The 16,429-nt window shown below is 67.2% G+C and carries 16 protein-coding genes; 7 read left to right on the top strand and 9 right to left on the bottom strand.

Going from position 1 to position 16,429, the window contains the following annotated elements; genetic code table 11:
- The first annotated feature begins 42 nt into the window (after positions 1 to 42).
- Entirely contained in the window at positions 43 to 1,536 is a 1,494-nt protein-coding gene (locus NVV90_RS17070; RefSeq protein ID WP_258438433.1) for a sulfatase-like hydrolase/transferase, read from the top strand.
- A gap of 37 nt (positions 1,537 to 1,573) precedes the next feature.
- On the opposite strand, the gene NVV90_RS17065 is transcribed toward NVV90_RS17070, so the two are convergent.
- A complete protein-coding gene (locus NVV90_RS17065) occupies positions 1,574 to 2,212 on the bottom strand; it encodes a hypothetical protein (RefSeq protein WP_258438432.1) in 639 nt (212 codons plus the stop codon).
- A gap of 48 nt (positions 2,213 to 2,260) precedes the next feature.
- Complete coding sequence (locus NVV90_RS17060) at positions 2,261 to 3,292, bottom strand: Gfo/Idh/MocA family protein (RefSeq protein ID WP_258438431.1); 1,032 nt, start codon at positions 3,290 to 3,292, stop codon at positions 2,261 to 2,263.
- A 272-nt stretch (positions 3,293 to 3,564) separates the two neighbouring features.
- Between NVV90_RS17060 and NVV90_RS17055 the strand changes: the two genes are divergently transcribed.
- Genes NVV90_RS17055 through NVV90_RS17045 form a run of 3 tightly spaced genes read left to right on the top strand, consistent with a single transcriptional unit; the run spans position 3,565 to position 6,818 of the window.
- Complete coding sequence (locus NVV90_RS17055) at positions 3,565 to 4,902, top strand: ABC transporter substrate-binding protein (protein WP_258438430.1); 1,338 nt, start codon at positions 3,565 to 3,567, stop codon at positions 4,900 to 4,902.
- Complete coding sequence (locus NVV90_RS17050) at positions 4,902 to 5,900, top strand: carbohydrate ABC transporter permease (RefSeq protein WP_258438429.1); 999 nt, start codon at positions 4,902 to 4,904, stop codon at positions 5,898 to 5,900. The genes NVV90_RS17055 and NVV90_RS17050 overlap by 1 nt, the downstream gene beginning before the upstream one ends.
- A 9-nt stretch (positions 5,901 to 5,909) precedes the next feature.
- The gene (locus NVV90_RS17045; RefSeq protein ID WP_258438428.1) at positions 5,910 to 6,818 is read left to right on the top strand and encodes a carbohydrate ABC transporter permease; all 909 of its coding nucleotides are present in this window, start codon (positions 5,910 to 5,912) and stop codon (positions 6,816 to 6,818) included.
- A gap of 60 nt (positions 6,819 to 6,878) precedes the next feature.
- Here the strand turns inward: NVV90_RS17045 and NVV90_RS17040 are convergent, their stop codons facing one another.
- On the bottom strand, positions 6,879 to 8,381 hold the full coding sequence (locus NVV90_RS17040) for an ATP-binding protein (RefSeq protein ID WP_258438427.1): 1,503 nt from the start codon (positions 8,379 to 8,381) through the stop codon (positions 6,879 to 6,881).
- A gap of 57 nt (positions 8,382 to 8,438) precedes the next feature.
- On the opposite strand from NVV90_RS17040, the gene NVV90_RS17035 reads away from it, so the two are divergent.
- Positions 8,439 to 8,750, top strand: coding sequence for an MmcQ/YjbR family DNA-binding protein (locus tag NVV90_RS17035; protein ID WP_258438426.1), 312 nt, complete (start codon positions 8,439 to 8,441; stop codon positions 8,748 to 8,750).
- On the opposite strand, the gene NVV90_RS17030 is transcribed toward NVV90_RS17035, so the two are convergent.
- Positions 8,717 to 9,331 (bottom strand): DinB family protein, encoded by a 615-nt coding sequence (locus NVV90_RS17030; RefSeq protein WP_258438424.1) that lies wholly within the window; start codon positions 9,329 to 9,331, stop codon positions 8,717 to 8,719. The genes NVV90_RS17035 and NVV90_RS17030 overlap by 34 nt on opposite strands.
- Positions 9,332 to 9,405: 74 nt before the next feature.
- Here NVV90_RS17030 and NVV90_RS17025 point away from each other — a divergent pair, with 74 nt between their 5' ends.
- On the top strand, positions 9,406 to 9,720 hold the full coding sequence (locus tag NVV90_RS17025) for a hypothetical protein (RefSeq protein ID WP_258438423.1): 315 nt from the start codon (positions 9,406 to 9,408) through the stop codon (positions 9,718 to 9,720).
- A 90-nt stretch (positions 9,721 to 9,810) separates the two neighbouring features.
- Here NVV90_RS17025 and NVV90_RS17020 read toward each other — a convergent pair whose 3' ends face one another.
- From NVV90_RS17020 to NVV90_RS17005, 4 genes are read right to left on the bottom strand one after another with little or no spacing between them, the layout of a single operon-like run.
- Complete coding sequence (locus NVV90_RS17020) at positions 9,811 to 10,641, bottom strand: bifunctional allantoicase/(S)-ureidoglycine aminohydrolase (RefSeq protein WP_258438422.1); 831 nt, start codon at positions 10,639 to 10,641, stop codon at positions 9,811 to 9,813.
- A gap of 10 nt (positions 10,642 to 10,651) precedes the next feature.
- Positions 10,652 to 11,920 (bottom strand): DUF6986 family protein, encoded by a 1,269-nt coding sequence (locus tag NVV90_RS17015; protein ID WP_258438421.1) that lies wholly within the window; start codon positions 11,918 to 11,920, stop codon positions 10,652 to 10,654.
- Position 11,921: 1 nt separating this feature from the next.
- Positions 11,922 to 13,520 carry a malate synthase A gene (gene aceB, locus NVV90_RS17010; RefSeq protein WP_258438420.1) on the bottom strand — a complete coding sequence of 533 codons (1,599 nt, stop codon included), beginning with the start codon at positions 13,518 to 13,520 and terminating at the stop codon, positions 11,922 to 11,924.
- A gap of 16 nt (positions 13,521 to 13,536) precedes the next feature.
- Entirely contained in the window at positions 13,537 to 14,931 is a 1,395-nt protein-coding gene (locus NVV90_RS17005; RefSeq protein ID WP_258438419.1) for an NAD-dependent malic enzyme, read from the bottom strand.
- 219 nt (positions 14,932 to 15,150) lie between these two features.
- On the opposite strand from NVV90_RS17005, the gene NVV90_RS17000 reads away from it, so the two are divergent.
- Positions 15,151 to 15,906: an IclR family transcriptional regulator gene (locus tag NVV90_RS17000; protein ID WP_258438418.1), complete on the top strand. Its 756-nt coding sequence runs from the start codon at positions 15,151 to 15,153 to the stop codon at positions 15,904 to 15,906.
- A gap of 3 nt (positions 15,907 to 15,909) precedes the next feature.
- Here the strand turns inward: NVV90_RS17000 and NVV90_RS16995 are convergent, their stop codons facing one another.
- The gene (locus tag NVV90_RS16995; RefSeq protein ID WP_258438417.1) at positions 15,910 to 16,371 is read right to left on the bottom strand and encodes a DUF2867 domain-containing protein; all 462 of its coding nucleotides are present in this window, start codon (positions 16,369 to 16,371) and stop codon (positions 15,910 to 15,912) included.
- Positions 16,372 to 16,429: the final 58 nt, after the last annotated feature.

Raw genomic sequence — 16,429 nt, 5'->3', positions numbered from 1 at the left:
CGCGGACACGCCGCGGGCCCACGACCCAGTGCTTGGAGTGCGGTGCCTGAGAAGAAGCCCAACATCGTCCTTGTCCTCAGCGACGACCAGGGGCCCTGGGCCTTGGGGTGCGCCGGGAATCCCGAGATCCGGACCCCGCATCTGGATGCCCTGGCCGCCCGCGGCACGCGGCTGGAGAACTTCTTCTGCGTTTCGCCCGTGTGCTCCCCGGCCCGGGCCAGCCTGATGACGGGGAACATCCCCTCCGGGCACGGCGTGCACGACTACCTCGACGGCGTCGAGACGGGGCCCGGCGCCGTCGACTACCTGGCCGGGCAGCGGCTCTTCACCGATGACCTGGCCGGGCAGGGCTACCGCCTGGGGTTGTCCGGCAAATGGCATCTTGGCGCCAACGATGTACCGCGCCAGGGCTTCACGCACTGGTTCGCCCTGGAAGGGGGCGGCAGCCCGTACCGCCGCTCCACCATGTACCGGGACGGCCGGGCGGAGCTGGTCACCGAATACCTCACCGACGCGATCACCCGGGACGCCCTGGACTTTGTCTCCGACGCGGCGCAGGCCCCGGAGCCGTTCTTCCTGGCTCTGAACTACACCGCCCCGCACAAGCCGTGGAAGGGCCAGCACCCGCCCGAGTTCGAGGCACTGTACAGGGACTGCGAATTCAGCAGCTGCCCGCAGGAGCCGGTGCATCCCTGGACGCCCACCGTGGACGGAGTCCCGATCGGGGGAGAGGCCGATGTCCGGGCCGCCCTGATCGGCTACTTCGCCTCGGTCAGTGCCATGGATGCGGGGATCGGGCAGCTCCTGTCCCGGCTCGAAGAACTGGGCGTGGACGGGGACACCCTGGTGGTGTTCAGCAGCGACAACGGCTTCAACTGCGGCCACCACGGCGTCTGGGGCAAGGGCAACGGAACCTTCCCGCAGAACGTCTACGATTCCTCCGTCAAGGTTCCGGCCATCTTTGCCTTCCCCGGCCGGATTGCCGAAGGTACGGTCCGCCACGAGCTGCTTTCGGCCTACGACCTGGCCGCCACGGTGCTCGAACTGGCCGGCCTGGATCCCCGGCCCTTCGAACAGGGCCCGGGGGAGTCCTTCGCGAGCCTGCTGGCTCCCGCTGGCGGTACCTCAGCGGACAAAGCCGACGACGGCGGACCCGACGACGGCGGCGCCCGGCCCGGCGGGCGCGGGGGACGCGCCGTCGTCGTCTTTGATGAATACGGCCCCGTGCGGATGATCCGCAGCACCGAATGGAAGTACGTCCACCGCTACCCGCACGGCCCCCACGAACTGTACGATCTGGCGGCTGATCCGGACGAACGGAACAACCTGGTGGATGAGCCCGGCCAGCGGGACCGCGTCGCCGGGCTCCGGAGGGAGCTGCAGGAGTGGTTCGACCGCCATGCGGTGCCGGGGCGGGACGGTAGCCCGCTCCCCGTGGCGGGGGCGGGCCAGACGGCCCCGGTGTGGCAGGACCCGCTCGGGGCGTTCACGCCCCCGAACTGGGACGGGACGGCCGGTTCGGGACAAGCTCAATAGCTCTGGGTGCGCCGGGACGGCTGAGCGCCTGAAGAAGCTACTGCCAGGACATTGTGAACCAGGCGATTGCGATGGCGTATCCCACGAGTGCCAGAAGGGCGAACCGTTTGGGCGTCCCGAACGGGTTGCTTTTCGTGAACCCGAAAAAGGAATTGATGTTGAAAAGGTGAAGCAGCAAACCGCCGCCCAACAGCCCGAGGTGCATGGAGGGCGGGGCCAGCAACAGAACTGTTACGGCGAAGAGGGCATATTCGAGGGTGAACGCCAGGCGTGGACGCGACCACAAGCCAAATCCGATTCGGCGGTCACTTTGGCCCCAGCCTCGAATCGGCAGGTCGCGGAGGTGAACCACTGCATCCAGAAGCCAGTGCGACAGGACGCCAATCCAGAAAAGCACGCCGACAAGCACGCTCTGATAGATCAGGCCGGCCAACAGCGCCGGCAAGAGGCTAAGTGCGCCGCCGAGAATCAGCGAATGAGAATACGGGTAGGAGGTGAATTCGACCGCCGTCTGCAACGGGTTGTCGCGGTCCACCTTCAGCCGCTCCTTGCCGGCGAAAACCAGTGCAGGCCACACAAGGTCGGGCCAGGCGACCGCGACGGCGATGGGCAGGGCGGGCGCCCCTGGCACCACTGTGAGAATGGCCGTTGCCGCGGCGAAATGACCTATGTACATGAGCGCAAAGCCTACAGCGTGGTGGCGAGCGGCGGTCTCACGCCCGGCTTAGTGAACCCCGTTCAGGAGGGAGCGGCTGACGGCCGGGATGGGCTGCCGGGCGGGCGGGATCCCGACGGCGGTGCCCGACTCCGCAGCATCGTATGCCGCCAGGATGACCTGCACGATGTGCCGCGCGTGCTCCACGCTGACCTTGGGCACGCCGCCGTCGAGCATGGTGATGAAATCCTGCAACTGCAGGAAGAATCCTTCCTGGATGTCCTCCGGACGCGGCTCCCAGACGGTGCGGCTCACGCCGTTGCTGCGCACCAGCGTGCCGCCGGCCGGGCTGGTGGAAATGGAACCGTTCTCGCACACGATGAGGACCTCGTCCACGCGGGCGGGCGGATCCGACACCACGGAAATGGTCACGTGGACGCCGTTGCGCAGTGTCAGTGACAGGGCGCCGTCCGTCTCCACCGGGGCCCCGAAACGGCTGAGCGTGCCGGCACTGACGGATTCCACCTCCGCGCCGCCGAACCACACGGTGCGGTCCAGGCAGTGCCCGCCGATGTTCATCAGGGCGCCGCCGCCGGCCATGCGCTTGCTGAAGAACCAGTCGGGCCGCGTGCCCGGGCGGTAGTCGGTGCTCCGGTAGTCGCGGATCATGAGGACACGGCCCAGTTCGCCGCCGGCAAGGACCTTCTCGGCGGCGATCTTCTCCGGCAGGAAATGCTGGATTTGCCCGATGGCCAAGGCCACGCCAGCCTTCCCGCAGGCACGGACCATGTCATCGCAGTCTTCAACCGTGGTGGCCATGGGCTTTTCCACCAGCACATGCAGGCCGTGGTCCGCGGCGGCAAGCACCATTTCCAAATGCAGCGCGTGCGGGGTGTTGATGATGACGGCGTCCAGGCCGGCCGAGCGGTACATCTCCAGGTAGTCCGTGTAGACCTCCGCCCCGCACAGACGTGCGACCTCGCGGGCCGCTTCCTCCCGCAAATCGCAGACGGCGCCCAGTTCCACACCGTTGATCCGCCCGGCGGACAGCGCATGGAAATGCGCAACCGCTCCTGCCCCAATAATTCCCAGTCGTATCAATGTCCCTCATAAGCTCGGCGCAGAAGCGCGGCCGCCGGACTCCGGCTACCGCGCAGTTCCCTTCCGATTATTTGGCTGCCGAAGAGAGGAATAAATGCCTATTGCGGGCTAAGTTCGCGGGGGATGCGCGGGAAGCGGAACCTTTTTCGGCGGCTTTTCGCAGGGGATCCCGAGAAAGGACGCAATACCCATTGAATCCTCCTTTCAGGCGCTGTGAGAGTCATCGAACCGAGCCGTACCCGGCCGGACCCCTCACTTGAAAGGTGATCCCCATGGGCAAAGCAGCCCGTCATCTTCGCCCGCTGGCCCTCCTGCTGGGTGCAGCCCTGGCCATGTCCACTACTGCCTGCGGCGGGGCCGGCGAAGCCTCCCCTGCGGCTGAGTCCGTGGACATCTCCGGGCCCATTTCGGGGCAGAGCATCAACTACTGGTCCATGTGGAAGGAAGGGGAGCCGCAGCAGAAGGTCATTGCCAAGGCCATCGCCGATTTCCAGCAGGAAACCGGGGCCACTGTCAGCGTCCAGTGGCAGGGACGCAGCAACACGGAAAAGCTGGTTCCGGCGCTGAACACGAACAACGTGCCGGACTTGGTGGACGGTACCTTCGCAAAATTGGCACCGGTCATCGGCGACACCGGCCAGGCCAGCCCGCTCACCTCTGTCTACGCCCACCAAATCGACGGCAAGCCGGTCAAGGCCCTGATCCCGGAGAAGTTCACCAGCGCCGGGGTCTTCAACGGCGAGGACGGACAGCCGTGGATGGTTCCCTACAGTGTCAGTTCCGATGCCATCTGGTTCGACGCCGCAAAGCACCCGGAACTCAAGGCCAAGCCGCCGGCATCGTGGGATGAATTCATCAAGGTCCTGGACAGGCTGAAGGCGGGCGGAACGGCCCCGATCGCCGCGGACGGCGATGTTGCCGGCTACAACTCCATGTGGTTCGTGACCAGCATGCTCCGGCTCAAGGGCTCAGGCAGCTTCAAGGCCCTCGTCGAGGACAAGTCCGGCGCCGCATGGGACGATCCCGCTGTCCTTGAGGCAGCCAAGAAGGTTGAATCCCTGGTCAAGGGCGGCTACCTCAACAGCGGCTACAACGCGAGCAAGTTCCCCGCCCAGCAGCAGCTGTGGGCCAACGGCAGCGCGGCCCTCATGCTCAACGGTTCCTGGACGCCCACCGAAACGGGCACGTACGCGGCCCCGGGCTTCGACTACTCCTCGTTCCAGTTCCCGTCGATCGATTCCAAGCCGGCCAGCGCCCGCGTGGACTTCATCGGCTTTGCCGTTCCGGCCAAGTCGAAGAACCAGGTGCCTGCACAGCGTCTCGCCGCGTTCCTCCTCGGCAGCAAGTACCAGAACGCCCTCGGCACGGAAGCCAAGGTGCTCCCGGTCCGGGCCGACGCGCCTGTTGCCCCCGCCGTCGCGTCCGTCAAGGCAGCCATCGACGCCGCCCCGGCCACCCACCTGCAGAACGACGGCGTGACCTTCCCCGGCTACATGGAGAAGGTCTTCTTCCCGAAGGACGACGAACTGTTCCTGGGCAAGAGCTCCGCTTCGGAGTTCGTCGCGAAGATGAAGGCAGCACAGATCCAGTACTGGAAGGACAACGGGTAATGGCACTGAGCCTGAAGACCCGCACGGGCAAGCCGTCCACCCAGCGGCCGTCCACCCAGCGGCCGCGGTTGCTGCGCCAGGCCGCCCCGGGGAACCGCCGTCGGGGAAGCTCCATCGACGAGCAGCGCAAGAAGCTGCTGGTGCCCTTCGTGGCCCCGGCGTTCGTCCTGTACACGGTGCTCTTCATCGTCCCGGCCCTGGGCGCGGTGTGGATCAGCCTGCACAAGTGGGCAGGCTCCGGCCCGATGAAGTTCGTGGGACTCGACAACTACGGCCGGATCCTCCGCGACCCGCAGTTCCTGCGTTCCTTCGGCAACACGCTGCTCCTGCTCTTCGTGGTGGGGGCCGCCATCTTCATCCTGGCGTTTGCCATGACCCTGGTCCTGCGGGACATGGCCGGGAAGAAGATCGCCCGCAACGTGATCTTCTTCCCGCACCTGGTCAACGCGCTCGTCTTCGGCGTGCTGGCAGGGTTCATCTTCAATCCCGGCGGGATTGTCAACAGCTTCCTGGCGCCCTTCGGAATCACGGAGCCGCCCAAGTGGCTGGCGCAGGACAACATCTTCCCGCTCATCATGGCCACGCTCATCTGCACCACCACCGGCTACTTCACCACCATCCTCATGGCCGGCGTGGACCGCATCCCGCCCTACTACTACGAGGACTGTGCCCTGGCCGGGGCCACCGCCTTCCAGCGGCTGCGCTACGTCATCCTGCCGCTGACCTGGGACGTTTTCGGCACCTGTGCCGTGCTGTGGACCATCTCCTCGGTGAAGATCTTCGAGATCATCTGGGTCTTCGGCGGCAGCAGCGGTGCAGGCGTTCCGCCGACCCAAAGCTGGACGGCGGCCGTCTACACCTACGTGAACGCCTTCTCCGGCCAGTCCACCCCCGCCTACGGCGCCGCCACCGCCTCGGCCGTCCTGTCCCTGGCCCTGATCTCCGTCCTGGTCATTGCGCTGCGGCGTGCCATGCGGCGCGACGCCGTCGAGTTCTAGAGGAAACCCATGAGCGAACACACAGAAACCCTCAGCTTCAAGGCCCGGCGGCAGGCGTCCGGACAGTCCGTCAGTCCCGCCCTCCGCGGCGAGCGCAGCGTTGGCCGGGCCATCGGCGTCGGACTCCTCTGGCTGGTGGTCGCCATCAGCATCGCCTCGCTGGTGTGGATGGTTGCACAGGCCTTCCGGGATACCCGCTCCATCCTGGACGATCCCTGGGGCGTCCCGGCGTCGCTGGACTTTGGCAACTTCGTCCGGTCCTGGACCGTGGGCGACTTCGCCGTCGCCACCTGGAACAGCCTGCTGACCACCGTGGTGTCCTCGGTCCTGACGGTCGCGATTGCCGCACCGTGTTCCTACTACCTGAGCCGGGTGGAGAACCGGCTGACCTGCGGGCTGAGCCTGTACTTCATCCTCGGCCTGGGCATTCCCGCGCAGGTCATCCTGATCCCGCTCTTCGTGATGCTGAACAAGGTGTACCTGACGGACAGCATCATCGGCCTGAACCTCGTGTACATCGGCGTCTCCATGCCGTTCACCGTCTTCCTGCTGACGGCGTTCTTCCGCTCCCTGCCCATGGAAATGGAGGAAGCGGCGGCCCTGGACGGAACCACGGCGTTCGGCACGTTCTGGCGCATCACCCTGCCGCTGGCCAAGGGCGGCATCCTGACCGCGTTCATCCTGCAGGTCATTTCGCACTGGAACGAGACCCTGCTGGCCCTGACGCTGCTGCAGTCCACGGAGAAGTACACGCTCCCCGTCGCCCTGATCTCCTTCGTCCAGCAGCAGACCTATTCCGGTGCAGACTGGGGCGGACTGTTCGCCGGCCTGGTGATCGTGGTCCTGCCCATGCTGATCATCTACGTCTGGCTGGGCCGCCGCCTGACCGAGGGGCTCACCCTGGGCATGGGCAAGTAGCCGCCGGGCGGGCGGACAGGCTTGGGGGCCCGACGGCGGACCTTGCGTGCTGTGGGCGGCTCAGCCTTGAGGGGGTTCCTGCGTCGCCGTGAACCGCACTGCTGAGTGGTACGGCCCCGGTGGTGGACCGAGGAAGGGGCCCGGCCTCGGGAAGCCCGGCGGTCCGGGCGGGAACTGGCCGTCTGCGTCGCCGTTGCTGCCAAGCAGGCTGCGCGTCAGGGCCTCGCCGTCCGCCATGAGCTGGACCACCGCGGCGTCCAGATGGGCGTCCCCGGGAGCCTCGCCGGCCAGGGCAGCGGCAAGCACCGAGCGCCGGATCAGCTCCTTGGCGAACGAGGCCGTGGTGCCGTCAGTCCGGGCAGCCGCGCCTTCCCGTGCGGGCACCGAGAAGTCCAAGCCCTGTGAGTAGAGCCGCAGCAGTTCCGTGCGTTCGTGCTCCGAAGGGAGCGGGATTTCCACGGCCAGGTCCACGCGCCCGGGCCGCTGCGCGAGGGCCCGTTCCAGCATGTCCACCCGGTTGGTGGTGAGGACGAAGGCGACGTTGGAATCGTTGTCCAGTCCGTCCATGGCATCGAGCACCTCGAAAAGCAGGGGCTTGGGGCCGTGGCCGAAGCTGCGGTCCTCCGCGATCAGGTCGCAGTCCTCCAGCACCACAATGGACGGCGCCAGGGCCCGGGCGAGCTTGGCCGCCTCCGAGACCCTGGCGAGCGAACCCCCGGAGAGGAGCACCGCCGTCGTGCCTTCGCTTTGGCTCAGCAGGTACCGGACGGTGTGCGTCTTGCCCGTCCCCGGCGGACCGTACAGCAGCAGGCCGCGCTTGAGGTGCTGCCCATGCGAGCTCAGGACCTCCGCCTGCCGGGCGATGCCCAGGGCGTGGTCCTCCACCTTGGCCAGGAGCCCGGCCGGGAGGATGACGTCTCCGCTGCCCAGCACGGGGCGCCGGACAAACGTCACCCCTCCCATGCTCGGCCCGTAGTCGCTGACGCTGAGGGCGATGACCTGGCCCTTGAAGACGCTCCGGTGCTCCAGCTCGCGGCGTATTTCGGCCAGGAAATCGGCTGCCACCGCGGGCTCCGTGGCCAGTACCTCCAGCGTGGCGACGGGGCGGCCGAAATTCGGCTTGGCCTCGCGCTGCAGGACCGCCACGGGCGAGCCCTTGTAGCTGAACAGCCAGAGCCCCTGGGCCACCGCCTGGCGCTGCTCGTCCGGTCCGATCGCCAAATTGGTGTAGTCCGGCCGGGCCAGCGGGAAACGCGGAAAGAGGTGCGATTGCTGCAGGATGTCGCTGAAGGACAGGTGGTTGCGCTGGTCTCCGCCGCCCACGCCCACCAGCCTGCTGTCCGGATCACGGCCGGCCACGGCCTCCATGAGGATGTCCAAGTCCACCAGCCGGTGCGAAGGCACCTGCTCCACCACCACGGACAGTTCGTGGGCGGGCAGGCCCAGGTGCCCGGTGAGCGCGTCCAGCAGTTGCGTGCCGTCCTTGACCTGGTTGGCGCCGGCCTGCGACAACTCCACCAGTGCGCCGAAGTGTTCGATGAATTTCCCCAGTTTTTCATCCATGCACAGACCCTAGCAGGAGGGCATTGCCTGGCCGGGGCACCGATGCCACAGTGAACCATGGCCACAGAGGAAGACGTCCGCAGGATCTGCCGCGGGTTTCCCGGAGTCAGCGAACGGCCCAGCTGGGGCCGGCCCGCCTGGTTCGGCAAGACCCTCATGGCCCGGATCTGGGAAGACGGCGTGCTCACCGTGAAGAGCGAAGAACGCGAGGCGCTCGCCGGCACCGCCCCGGACACCTATTTCTGGACCCCGCACCACCAGCAGTCGCCCACGCTGGTGCTGGTGCGCCTGGACCGGATCGACGTCGAGGAACTGGACGAGCTGCTGCAGGAGTCCTACCGCGTGGCCGGCGGCCCCGGCAGGGCCTGAGCGGCGGCGCCGGCCTCCCGCGCTGCGACCTCGATGCGGGCGCAGTGCTCAGCCCATTCCTCGGAACTGCGCGCCGGGATGTTGGGATCGCCAGGTCTCTGGCCCGCTGTGCCGTCGATGAGTTCGCGCAGGATGTCCGCGTGTCCCGCATGCCGGGCCGTTTCCACGGACATGTGCACCAGGATCTGATGCAGGGTCACATCCCGCTTCTCCTCGGCCCACCACGGCACCACACCGGGCGCGTCCAGGGGGAGGGCCTCGATGGTGGCGTCGCTGTGCGCGGCCGAGAAATGGTGCAGCTCCACAATCTCGTCACGGCTCTCCGAGGCAGGTACCCACAGATCGGCGTCCGGCTCCGCATCCTCCGCAAACCACGGCAAGTCCCGGCCGCTCGGACGCCCGAACGTTTCCCCGAAGTACCCCAGTTCCACGCTGGCCACATGTTTCACCAGGCCCAGCAGATTGGTTCCCGTGGGCGTCATCGGCCTGCGGGCATCGTATTCGCCCAGGCCATCGAGCTTGCCGAGCAGGTCCGCCCGGCGCAGGCGCAAATAGCTGAGCAACGTCGCTTTGTCATCCATGGCTGCACTCTACCGAAGGGGTCCGACAAGACCCGCGAGCCGGACGGCGGGAACAGACGGCTAAGCTGGCGCGCATGGGGGAACACAACATTCATGGGGAACATGCCACACCGAAGCCTGCCCGCAGGGCCTCTGCCGCCGTCGTGCCCATACTGGGACTGGCAGCGGTGCTGGCGGGCTGCGTATTCGCGTGGAACAGCGCAACGAGCGACATCGGCTGGTTTGCGTATGCGCCGCTCAGCAACAAGATCGTCACGGGGAACGGCACGATCTTCGTCAGCCAAGGGACACAGATCGGCATCGTTGTCGCGGCCCTGGGCCTGCTGCTCCTGGCGTTTTGGGCGGGGTACCGGATCGGCAGGCAGCGCCCCGCTCGGCGAGACCCTTAAACGACGAAACCGTGGGTGCGGCCCGGTTGCTGCGTTCTGGAACCCAGCAACCGGGCCGCAGCCACGGTTTCGATCTAAGGGAGCCCGGGATTAGCCCGGCAGCGGGGCCCCGGTGAGGCGGACCTGGCGGTTCATGTCCTTGTAGAGCAGGTAGCGGAACTGGCCGGGACCGCCGGCGTAGCACGCCTGCGGGCAGAACGCGCGCAGCCACATGAAGTCGCCCGCCTCAACCTCCACCCAGTCGTTGTTGAGCAAGTACATGGCCTTGCCCTCGAGCACGTACAGGCCGTGCTCCATGACGTGGGTCTCCGGGAAGGGGATGACGCCGCCCGGCTGGAAGGTGACGATGTTGACCTGCATGTCGTGGGCCAGGTCGTTGGAGTCCGTGAAGCGGGTGGTCTTCCAGACGTCGTCGGTGTCCGGCATGGAGGTCGGCTCCACGTCCTTCTCGTTGGTGACGAAGGACTTGGCCTCGTACCCTTCGAGGCGCTCGTAGGCCTTGCGGATCCAGTGGAAGGAGACGATGTCGTCCGAGACGTTCTCCAGGCCCCACTCCGAACCGGCGGCGAGGTAGGCGTAGCCGCCTTCTTCGAGTTGGTGCAGTTCCCCCTCGAGGCTCAGGTTGACCTTGCCCTTGGTGACGAAGATGACGCCTTCGACGCCGGCCTCGAACTCGGCCTTCGGGGCGCCGCCGCCCGCGGCGATCTCGACGATCAGCTGCGAGAAGGTGGTGGCGAAGCCCGAGATCGGCCGGGCAATGATCCAGGAGCGGGTGTTGGTGAAGCCCGGCAGGTTGCTGGTGACGATGTCCGTCATCACGCCCTTGGGGATGACCGTGTAGGCCTCCTTGACGATCGCACGCTCCGTGGTGAGGTGGGTCTGCGGCGGCAGGCCGCCCTGGGGGTAGTAGTAGTTGCCCATGATGGGATCCTTACTTCGAAGTGGAGTTGGCCAGCCGCGGGTGCGCCAGTGCGGTCAGCTGGGAAAGTTCGACGCCGGCGAGCGCGTGGACCTCTTCGGTCCCCACGGCGCCGCACTGGACGCCGCGCAGGACGAAGGCGGCCAGGGCCCGGGCGGTGGCGGGCTCGTCCATGACCCCGCCTTCCGTGCGTTCCACGTAGTTGCGCAGGCGCAGTGCCGCTGCGGGCAGGCCCTCGCGGTAGAACGCGTAGCTGGCCGCGTAGCGGCTGGGCAGCTGGGCTGCGTGCAGGTCCCAGCCCTGGTAGTAGCCGTTTTCCAGGGAGCGGCGGACCAGCCGGCCGTGCAGCTTCCAGGCATCCTCGACGGCGTCGCCCACGGGGATGATGTTGGTGGAGCCGTCGGAGAGGCGGATGCCCGTTCCGGCGACGGCCAGCTGCATGACTTCTTTGGCGAAGTCGGCCACCGGGTGCTCCATGGACTGGTACTCGGCCGAGATCTGCAGCGAGGCGCTGTAGTCGTAGGTGCCGTAGTGCAGGCCACTGATGCGGCCCGGGACCACGTGCGGCAGCCGTGCCAGCGGCGAGGTGCCGTCGGCGCCGAGGATCAGCTGCGGCGTTTCCACCTGGACCTCGAAGCGGAGCCGGCCGGCGGGAAGCCCGTGGACCTCCTCCAGCCGGGACACGGCGAAGTCCATGGCCTGGACCTGCGCCACGGTGGTGACCTTGGGCAGGGTCAGGATCAGCCCGGCCGGCAGTTCGCCGGCCTTGGCCAGCGTGGAGACGAACAGGTCCAGGGTCCGCAGGCCGCGGGCCCGGGTGGGGGCCTCGAAGCACTTGAAGCGGATGCCGATGAAGGGCGGCGCGGTGCCGGCGGCGACCGCCGCGGCCACCTGCTTGGCGGCAGCAACGGCGTCGGCGTCTTCTGCCTCGTCGCCGCGGTTGCCGTAGCCGTCCTCAAAGTCCAGGCGCAGGTCTTCGATCGGCTCGCTGGCGAGCTTCGCCGCGACCCGCTCCGCAACGGCAGCGGCCAGCTCAGGCTCCTGGCCGAGCAGCGAACCCAGGCGGGCAAGCCCGCCGTGGGCCTCCGCCGCCGCGAGCGCCTGGGCGCCCCATTCGGCGGCGAGCTGCGGCGTGAAACGGTCGGCCGGCACGTAGACGGTGTGGATGGGCTGGCGGCTGCCGTCGTCGCCGGGGTAGCCCTGGTCCAGGAGCTGGTCGGTGGCGGCCAGCTGTTCCTCGATCCGGGCGAGGTCCGCGGCGCTGAAGGACGGTTCGGTCATCTCAGCCCACCAGTTCGTAAGCAGGCGTGGTGAGGAAGTCCGTGTAGTCGTCAGACAGGCAGATGTCCTCGATCAGCTTCGACGCCGGCTCGTAGTACGCCTTGAAGTTCTCGTCGCCGAACTCGATGCGCAGCCGCTCGGTCTCTTCGCCGAGGATGCGGCTGACGAGTTCGCGGGTCACGGTGTTGCCCGTATCCGCGAGGACCGACTTGTTGCGGATCTGCTGCCACACCTGCGAGCGGGAGATTTCCGCGGTTGCGGCGTCTTCCATGAGGTTGTGGATGGCCACGGCACCGCTGCCGGAGATCCATACACCGGTGTACGCGACGGCGACGTACAGGTTCAGCCGCATGCCCGCCTCGGTGACGTCCCCGCCGGCGGATGCGACGTCGATCAGCTGCTCGGCCGTGACGCTGACCTCCGGGCGCTGCTTGTCCAGCTGGTTCGGACGGTCGCCCAGGACGGAGTCGAACACTTCACGGCACGTGGAGACGAGGTCCGGGTGGGCGACCCAGGAGCCGTCGAATCCGTCGTTGGCCTCGCGGGTCTTGTCGGCGCGGACCTTGTCGAAGGCCGCGGCCGTGACCTCGGGCTGCTTGCGGTTGGGGATGACGGCGGCCATGCCGCCCATGGCGAAGGCGCCGCGCTTGTGGCAGGTCTTGACCAGGAGCTCGGTGTAGGCGCGCATGAACGGTGCGGTCATGGCCACGGTGGCGCGGTCCGGCAGCACGAATTCCTCGCCGGCGTCGCGGAAGTACTTGATGATGCTGAAGAGGTAGTCCCAGCGTCCGGCGTTCAGGCCGGAGGCGTGGTCACGCAGTTCGTAGAGGAACTCGTCCATTTCGAAGGCGGCCGGGATGGTTTCGATCAGCATCGTGGCGCGGACGCTGCCCTGCGGGATGCCGAGGAAGTCCTGGGCGAACACGAAGATCTCGTTCCAAAGGCGGGCCTCGAGGTGGGACTCCATCTTGGGAAGGTAGTAGTACGGTCCGTGGCCGTTGAGCAGCAGCTGCTTGGCGGTGTGGAAGAAGTGCAGGCCGAAGTCCACCAGCGCGCCCACGGCGGGGGCACCGTCGATCAGCAGGTGGCGCTCTTCCATGTGCCAGCCGCGCGGGCGGGCCACCACGACGGCGAGCGGCGCGTCGGTGCGGAGCTTGTATTCCTTGCCCTCCGGAGAGGTGTACGCGAGGGTGCCGGCGGCGGCGTCGCGCAGGTTCAGGATGGCGTCGATGACGTTGGGCCACGTGGGGGTGCTGGCGTCCTCGAGGTCCGCCAGCCACACCTTGGCGCCCGAGTTCAGCGCGTTGATGGCCATTTTGGCCGGCGTGGCCGGGCCGGTCATTTCGACGCGGCGGTCCTGCAGCGCGGCGGGTGCCTCGGCGACCTTCCAGTCGCCGTCGCGGATTTCCTGGGTCTCCGGGAGGAAGTCCAGGCGGCTGGTGCGCGCGACGCCGTCGCGCTTGGCCTTTCGGGCCTCGAGCAGTTCGTTGCGGGTGCCGGCGAAGCGCTTGTGGAGCTCCTCGACGAAGGCCAGCGCTTTGGGGGTGAGGATCTCTTCGGCGCGTTCGACCGGCTGGCGGTCCGTGACAGTGATAGCCATATTGGTAAGTCCTTTACTAGAGAGCGCGGGCGGCGTGCGCTGCGGCTGCCACTGCGGCGGCCACATCAGCGGCGACATGCGGATCGAAGACGCTGGGGATAATGTAGCTCGCGTTGAGCTCGTCGTCAGCCACCCGGTTGGCAATAGCGTCTGCGGCTGCCACCAGCATGTCCGGCGTGATGTCCGATGCTCCGGCGTCCAGCAGACCGCGGAAGAAGCCCGGGAAGGCCAGGACGTTGTTGATCTGGTTCGGGAAGTCGCTGCGGCCCGTGGCCACCACGGCGGCGTGCTTGGAGGCGAGCACCGGGTCGATTTCCGGCGTCGGGTTGGCCATGGCGAAGACGATCGCGTTCTCGGCCATGGCAGCAACCTGCTCCTCGCCGATCACGTGCGGGGCGCTGACGCCGATGAAGACGTCGGCACCGGCCATGGCTTCGTGCAGGGTGCCGGAGAAGCCTTCCTCGTTGGTGTTCTCGGCGATCCAGGAGCGGTGCTCGTCGTCGTACTGCTGGCCGGAGTGGATGGCGCCCGAGCGGCCGGCGGCGACGATGTGCTGCGCGCCCTGGGCCTTGAGGAGCTGGATGATGGCCGAGCCGGCAGCGCCCACGCCCGAGACCACGATCTTGACCTCGGAGAGCTTCTTGTCCACCACGCGCAGGGCGTTGACGAGGGCTGCCAGGGTGACGATTGCGGTGCCGTGCTGGTCGTCGTGGAAGACGGGGATGTCGAGTTCATCGCGCAGGCGCTTCTCGATTTCAAAGCAGCGCGGCGCAGCAATGTCCTCGAGGTTGATGCCGCCGTAGACGGGGGCCATGGCCTTGGCGATCATGATGATTTCCTCGGTGTCCTGGGTGTCCAGGCAGACCGGCCAGGCGTCAACATTGGCGAACTGCTTGAACAGCGCGGCCTTGCCTTCCATGACGGGCAGGGCCGCGGCGGGGCCGATGTTGCCCAGGCCTAGGACGGCCGAACCGTCGGTGAGGACGGCGATGGTGTTGCGCTTGACGGTCAGATTGCGGGCCGCGGCCGGGTCTTCGGCGATGGCGAGGCAGACGCGTGCGACGCCGGGCGTGTAGGCGCGGGAGAGATCGTCGCGGTTGCGCAGGGCCACCTTGGGGACCACTTCGAGCTTGCCGCCGAGGTGCATGAGGAAGGTGCGGTCCGAGACGTGCTGGACCGTGACGCCGTCGAGCGCGTTCAGGGCGTCTTTGACGCGGGCGGCGTGGTCGTCGTCGGTGGTGTTGCAGGTGACGTCGACAACAAGGGTGTCGTGGTGGGATTCCGTGACGTCAAGCGCGGTGATGGCTGCGCCGGCTGCGCCGACGGCGGCGGCGAGTTCACTCGTGGCGGTGAAGCTAGACGGCGCGGCAACGCGCAGGGTGATCGAGTTACCGGGGCTCGGGTTCGCCATTGAAATTCCTCCTCATAGGGTCCGTTCCCGGACCACCAGTCCAACTAAATGTTTTCGTATTATGGATATTATTATCTACAAAGTGGAAACACAACCCCCTGACGGTCATGTTTGGGGCATCGCCCGCGGCCCGGATGTGCTGTATCTTGAGTGTTCTAAGCAATTTTTTTCACGATGTGGATAAGAGTTGTCGGAATCTGAGTCATTGGAGACAAGGGAATGGCTGAAAAAGCCTCCGGAGGCGTGCAGTCCGTCGAGCGCGTCTTCGAACTGCTGGAACTCATCACGGACGCCGGCGGAGACGTCACGCTCAGTGAACTGTCCTCCTCCACGGACCTGCCCCTGCCCACCATCCACCGCCTGCTGCGCACGCTGGTCTCGCTCGGCTACATCCGCCAGCTGCCCAACCGCCGCTACGCGCTGGGCCCCCGGCTGATCCGGCTCGGCGAAGGCGCCAGCAAGCAGCTCGGCGCCGTGGCCCGCCCGCAGCTGAAGTCCCTCGTGGAACGGCTCGGCGAAACCTCCAACATGGCCGTGCTGGACTCGGACATGGTCATCTACGTGGCCCAGGTGCCGTCCATGCACTCCATGCGCATGTTCACCGAGGTCGGCCGCCGCGCCCACACGCACGACACCGGCGTGGGCAAGGCCATCCTGGCCCAGCTGGACGACGACGTGGTCCGCGGCATCGTGGCCCGCACCGGCATGCCCACCCCCACGAACAAGAGCATCGGCGACATCGAGTCCCTCCTTGCCGACCTCAAGCTGATCCGCGAACGCGGCTACTCAATCGACGAGGAAGAGCAGGAGCTCGGCGTGCGCTGCTTCGCCATGGCCGTGCCCAATGCTCCGACCCCCACCGCGATCTCGGTCTCCGGGCCGATCACCCGCGTGGACAAGGCCTTCGCCGACCGAGCCGTGCCGCTGCTGCGCCAGGCCGCCCTGGCCATCTCCATGGAGCTCAACCAGAGCTAGCTTTCAGCGCCGCGGTGGCCGGGTGTGCCGCTTGAGCATGGAGTCCACCACCATGGGGTGAACAGGGCGCACGACGCCAAAGTACAGCCGCCCACGCCACCCCTTGAGTTCGACGGCGGTAGTCACCCGGATGATCCGGCTCACCGGATCGACCCCGACGGCGATTGCGCAGTCCAGGTGCCGGTCGCGGATGAAGATCAGGGCTTCTTCGCCCGACTGCTCGCTCACGGTGAATGTGTCCCGCGGTGCCTTTGGAATGCCAAGCAATGGCACCAGGACCTGGCGCAGGCGCATGGCTCCCGCGATCCACGGTGGCATTGATTCCACGGAGAAGAGCCGCTTTGCCCACTCCGCGGGGTCCGTGCCGGCGCCGGCAGGGAGGGCGGCCAGGCAAACGTCTGCGTAGTCGGGCCGGGGGATCTCGCGGAGGGCGAGCGAACGGAAGCAGGGCAGCTGTTCGGTCATGACCTGATCCTATTTGGCGTTCCCTTGCAGCGGCACAAGGCTGGGTGGCGAGTGCCGC

Origin of the sequence: Arthrobacter sp. CJ23, from assembly GCF_024741795.1 — a bacterium.
In the GTDB taxonomy this organism is placed as follows: domain Bacteria; phylum Actinomycetota; class Actinomycetes; order Actinomycetales; family Micrococcaceae; genus Arthrobacter.
This window is presented reverse-complemented; position numbering and strand designations above follow the sequence as displayed.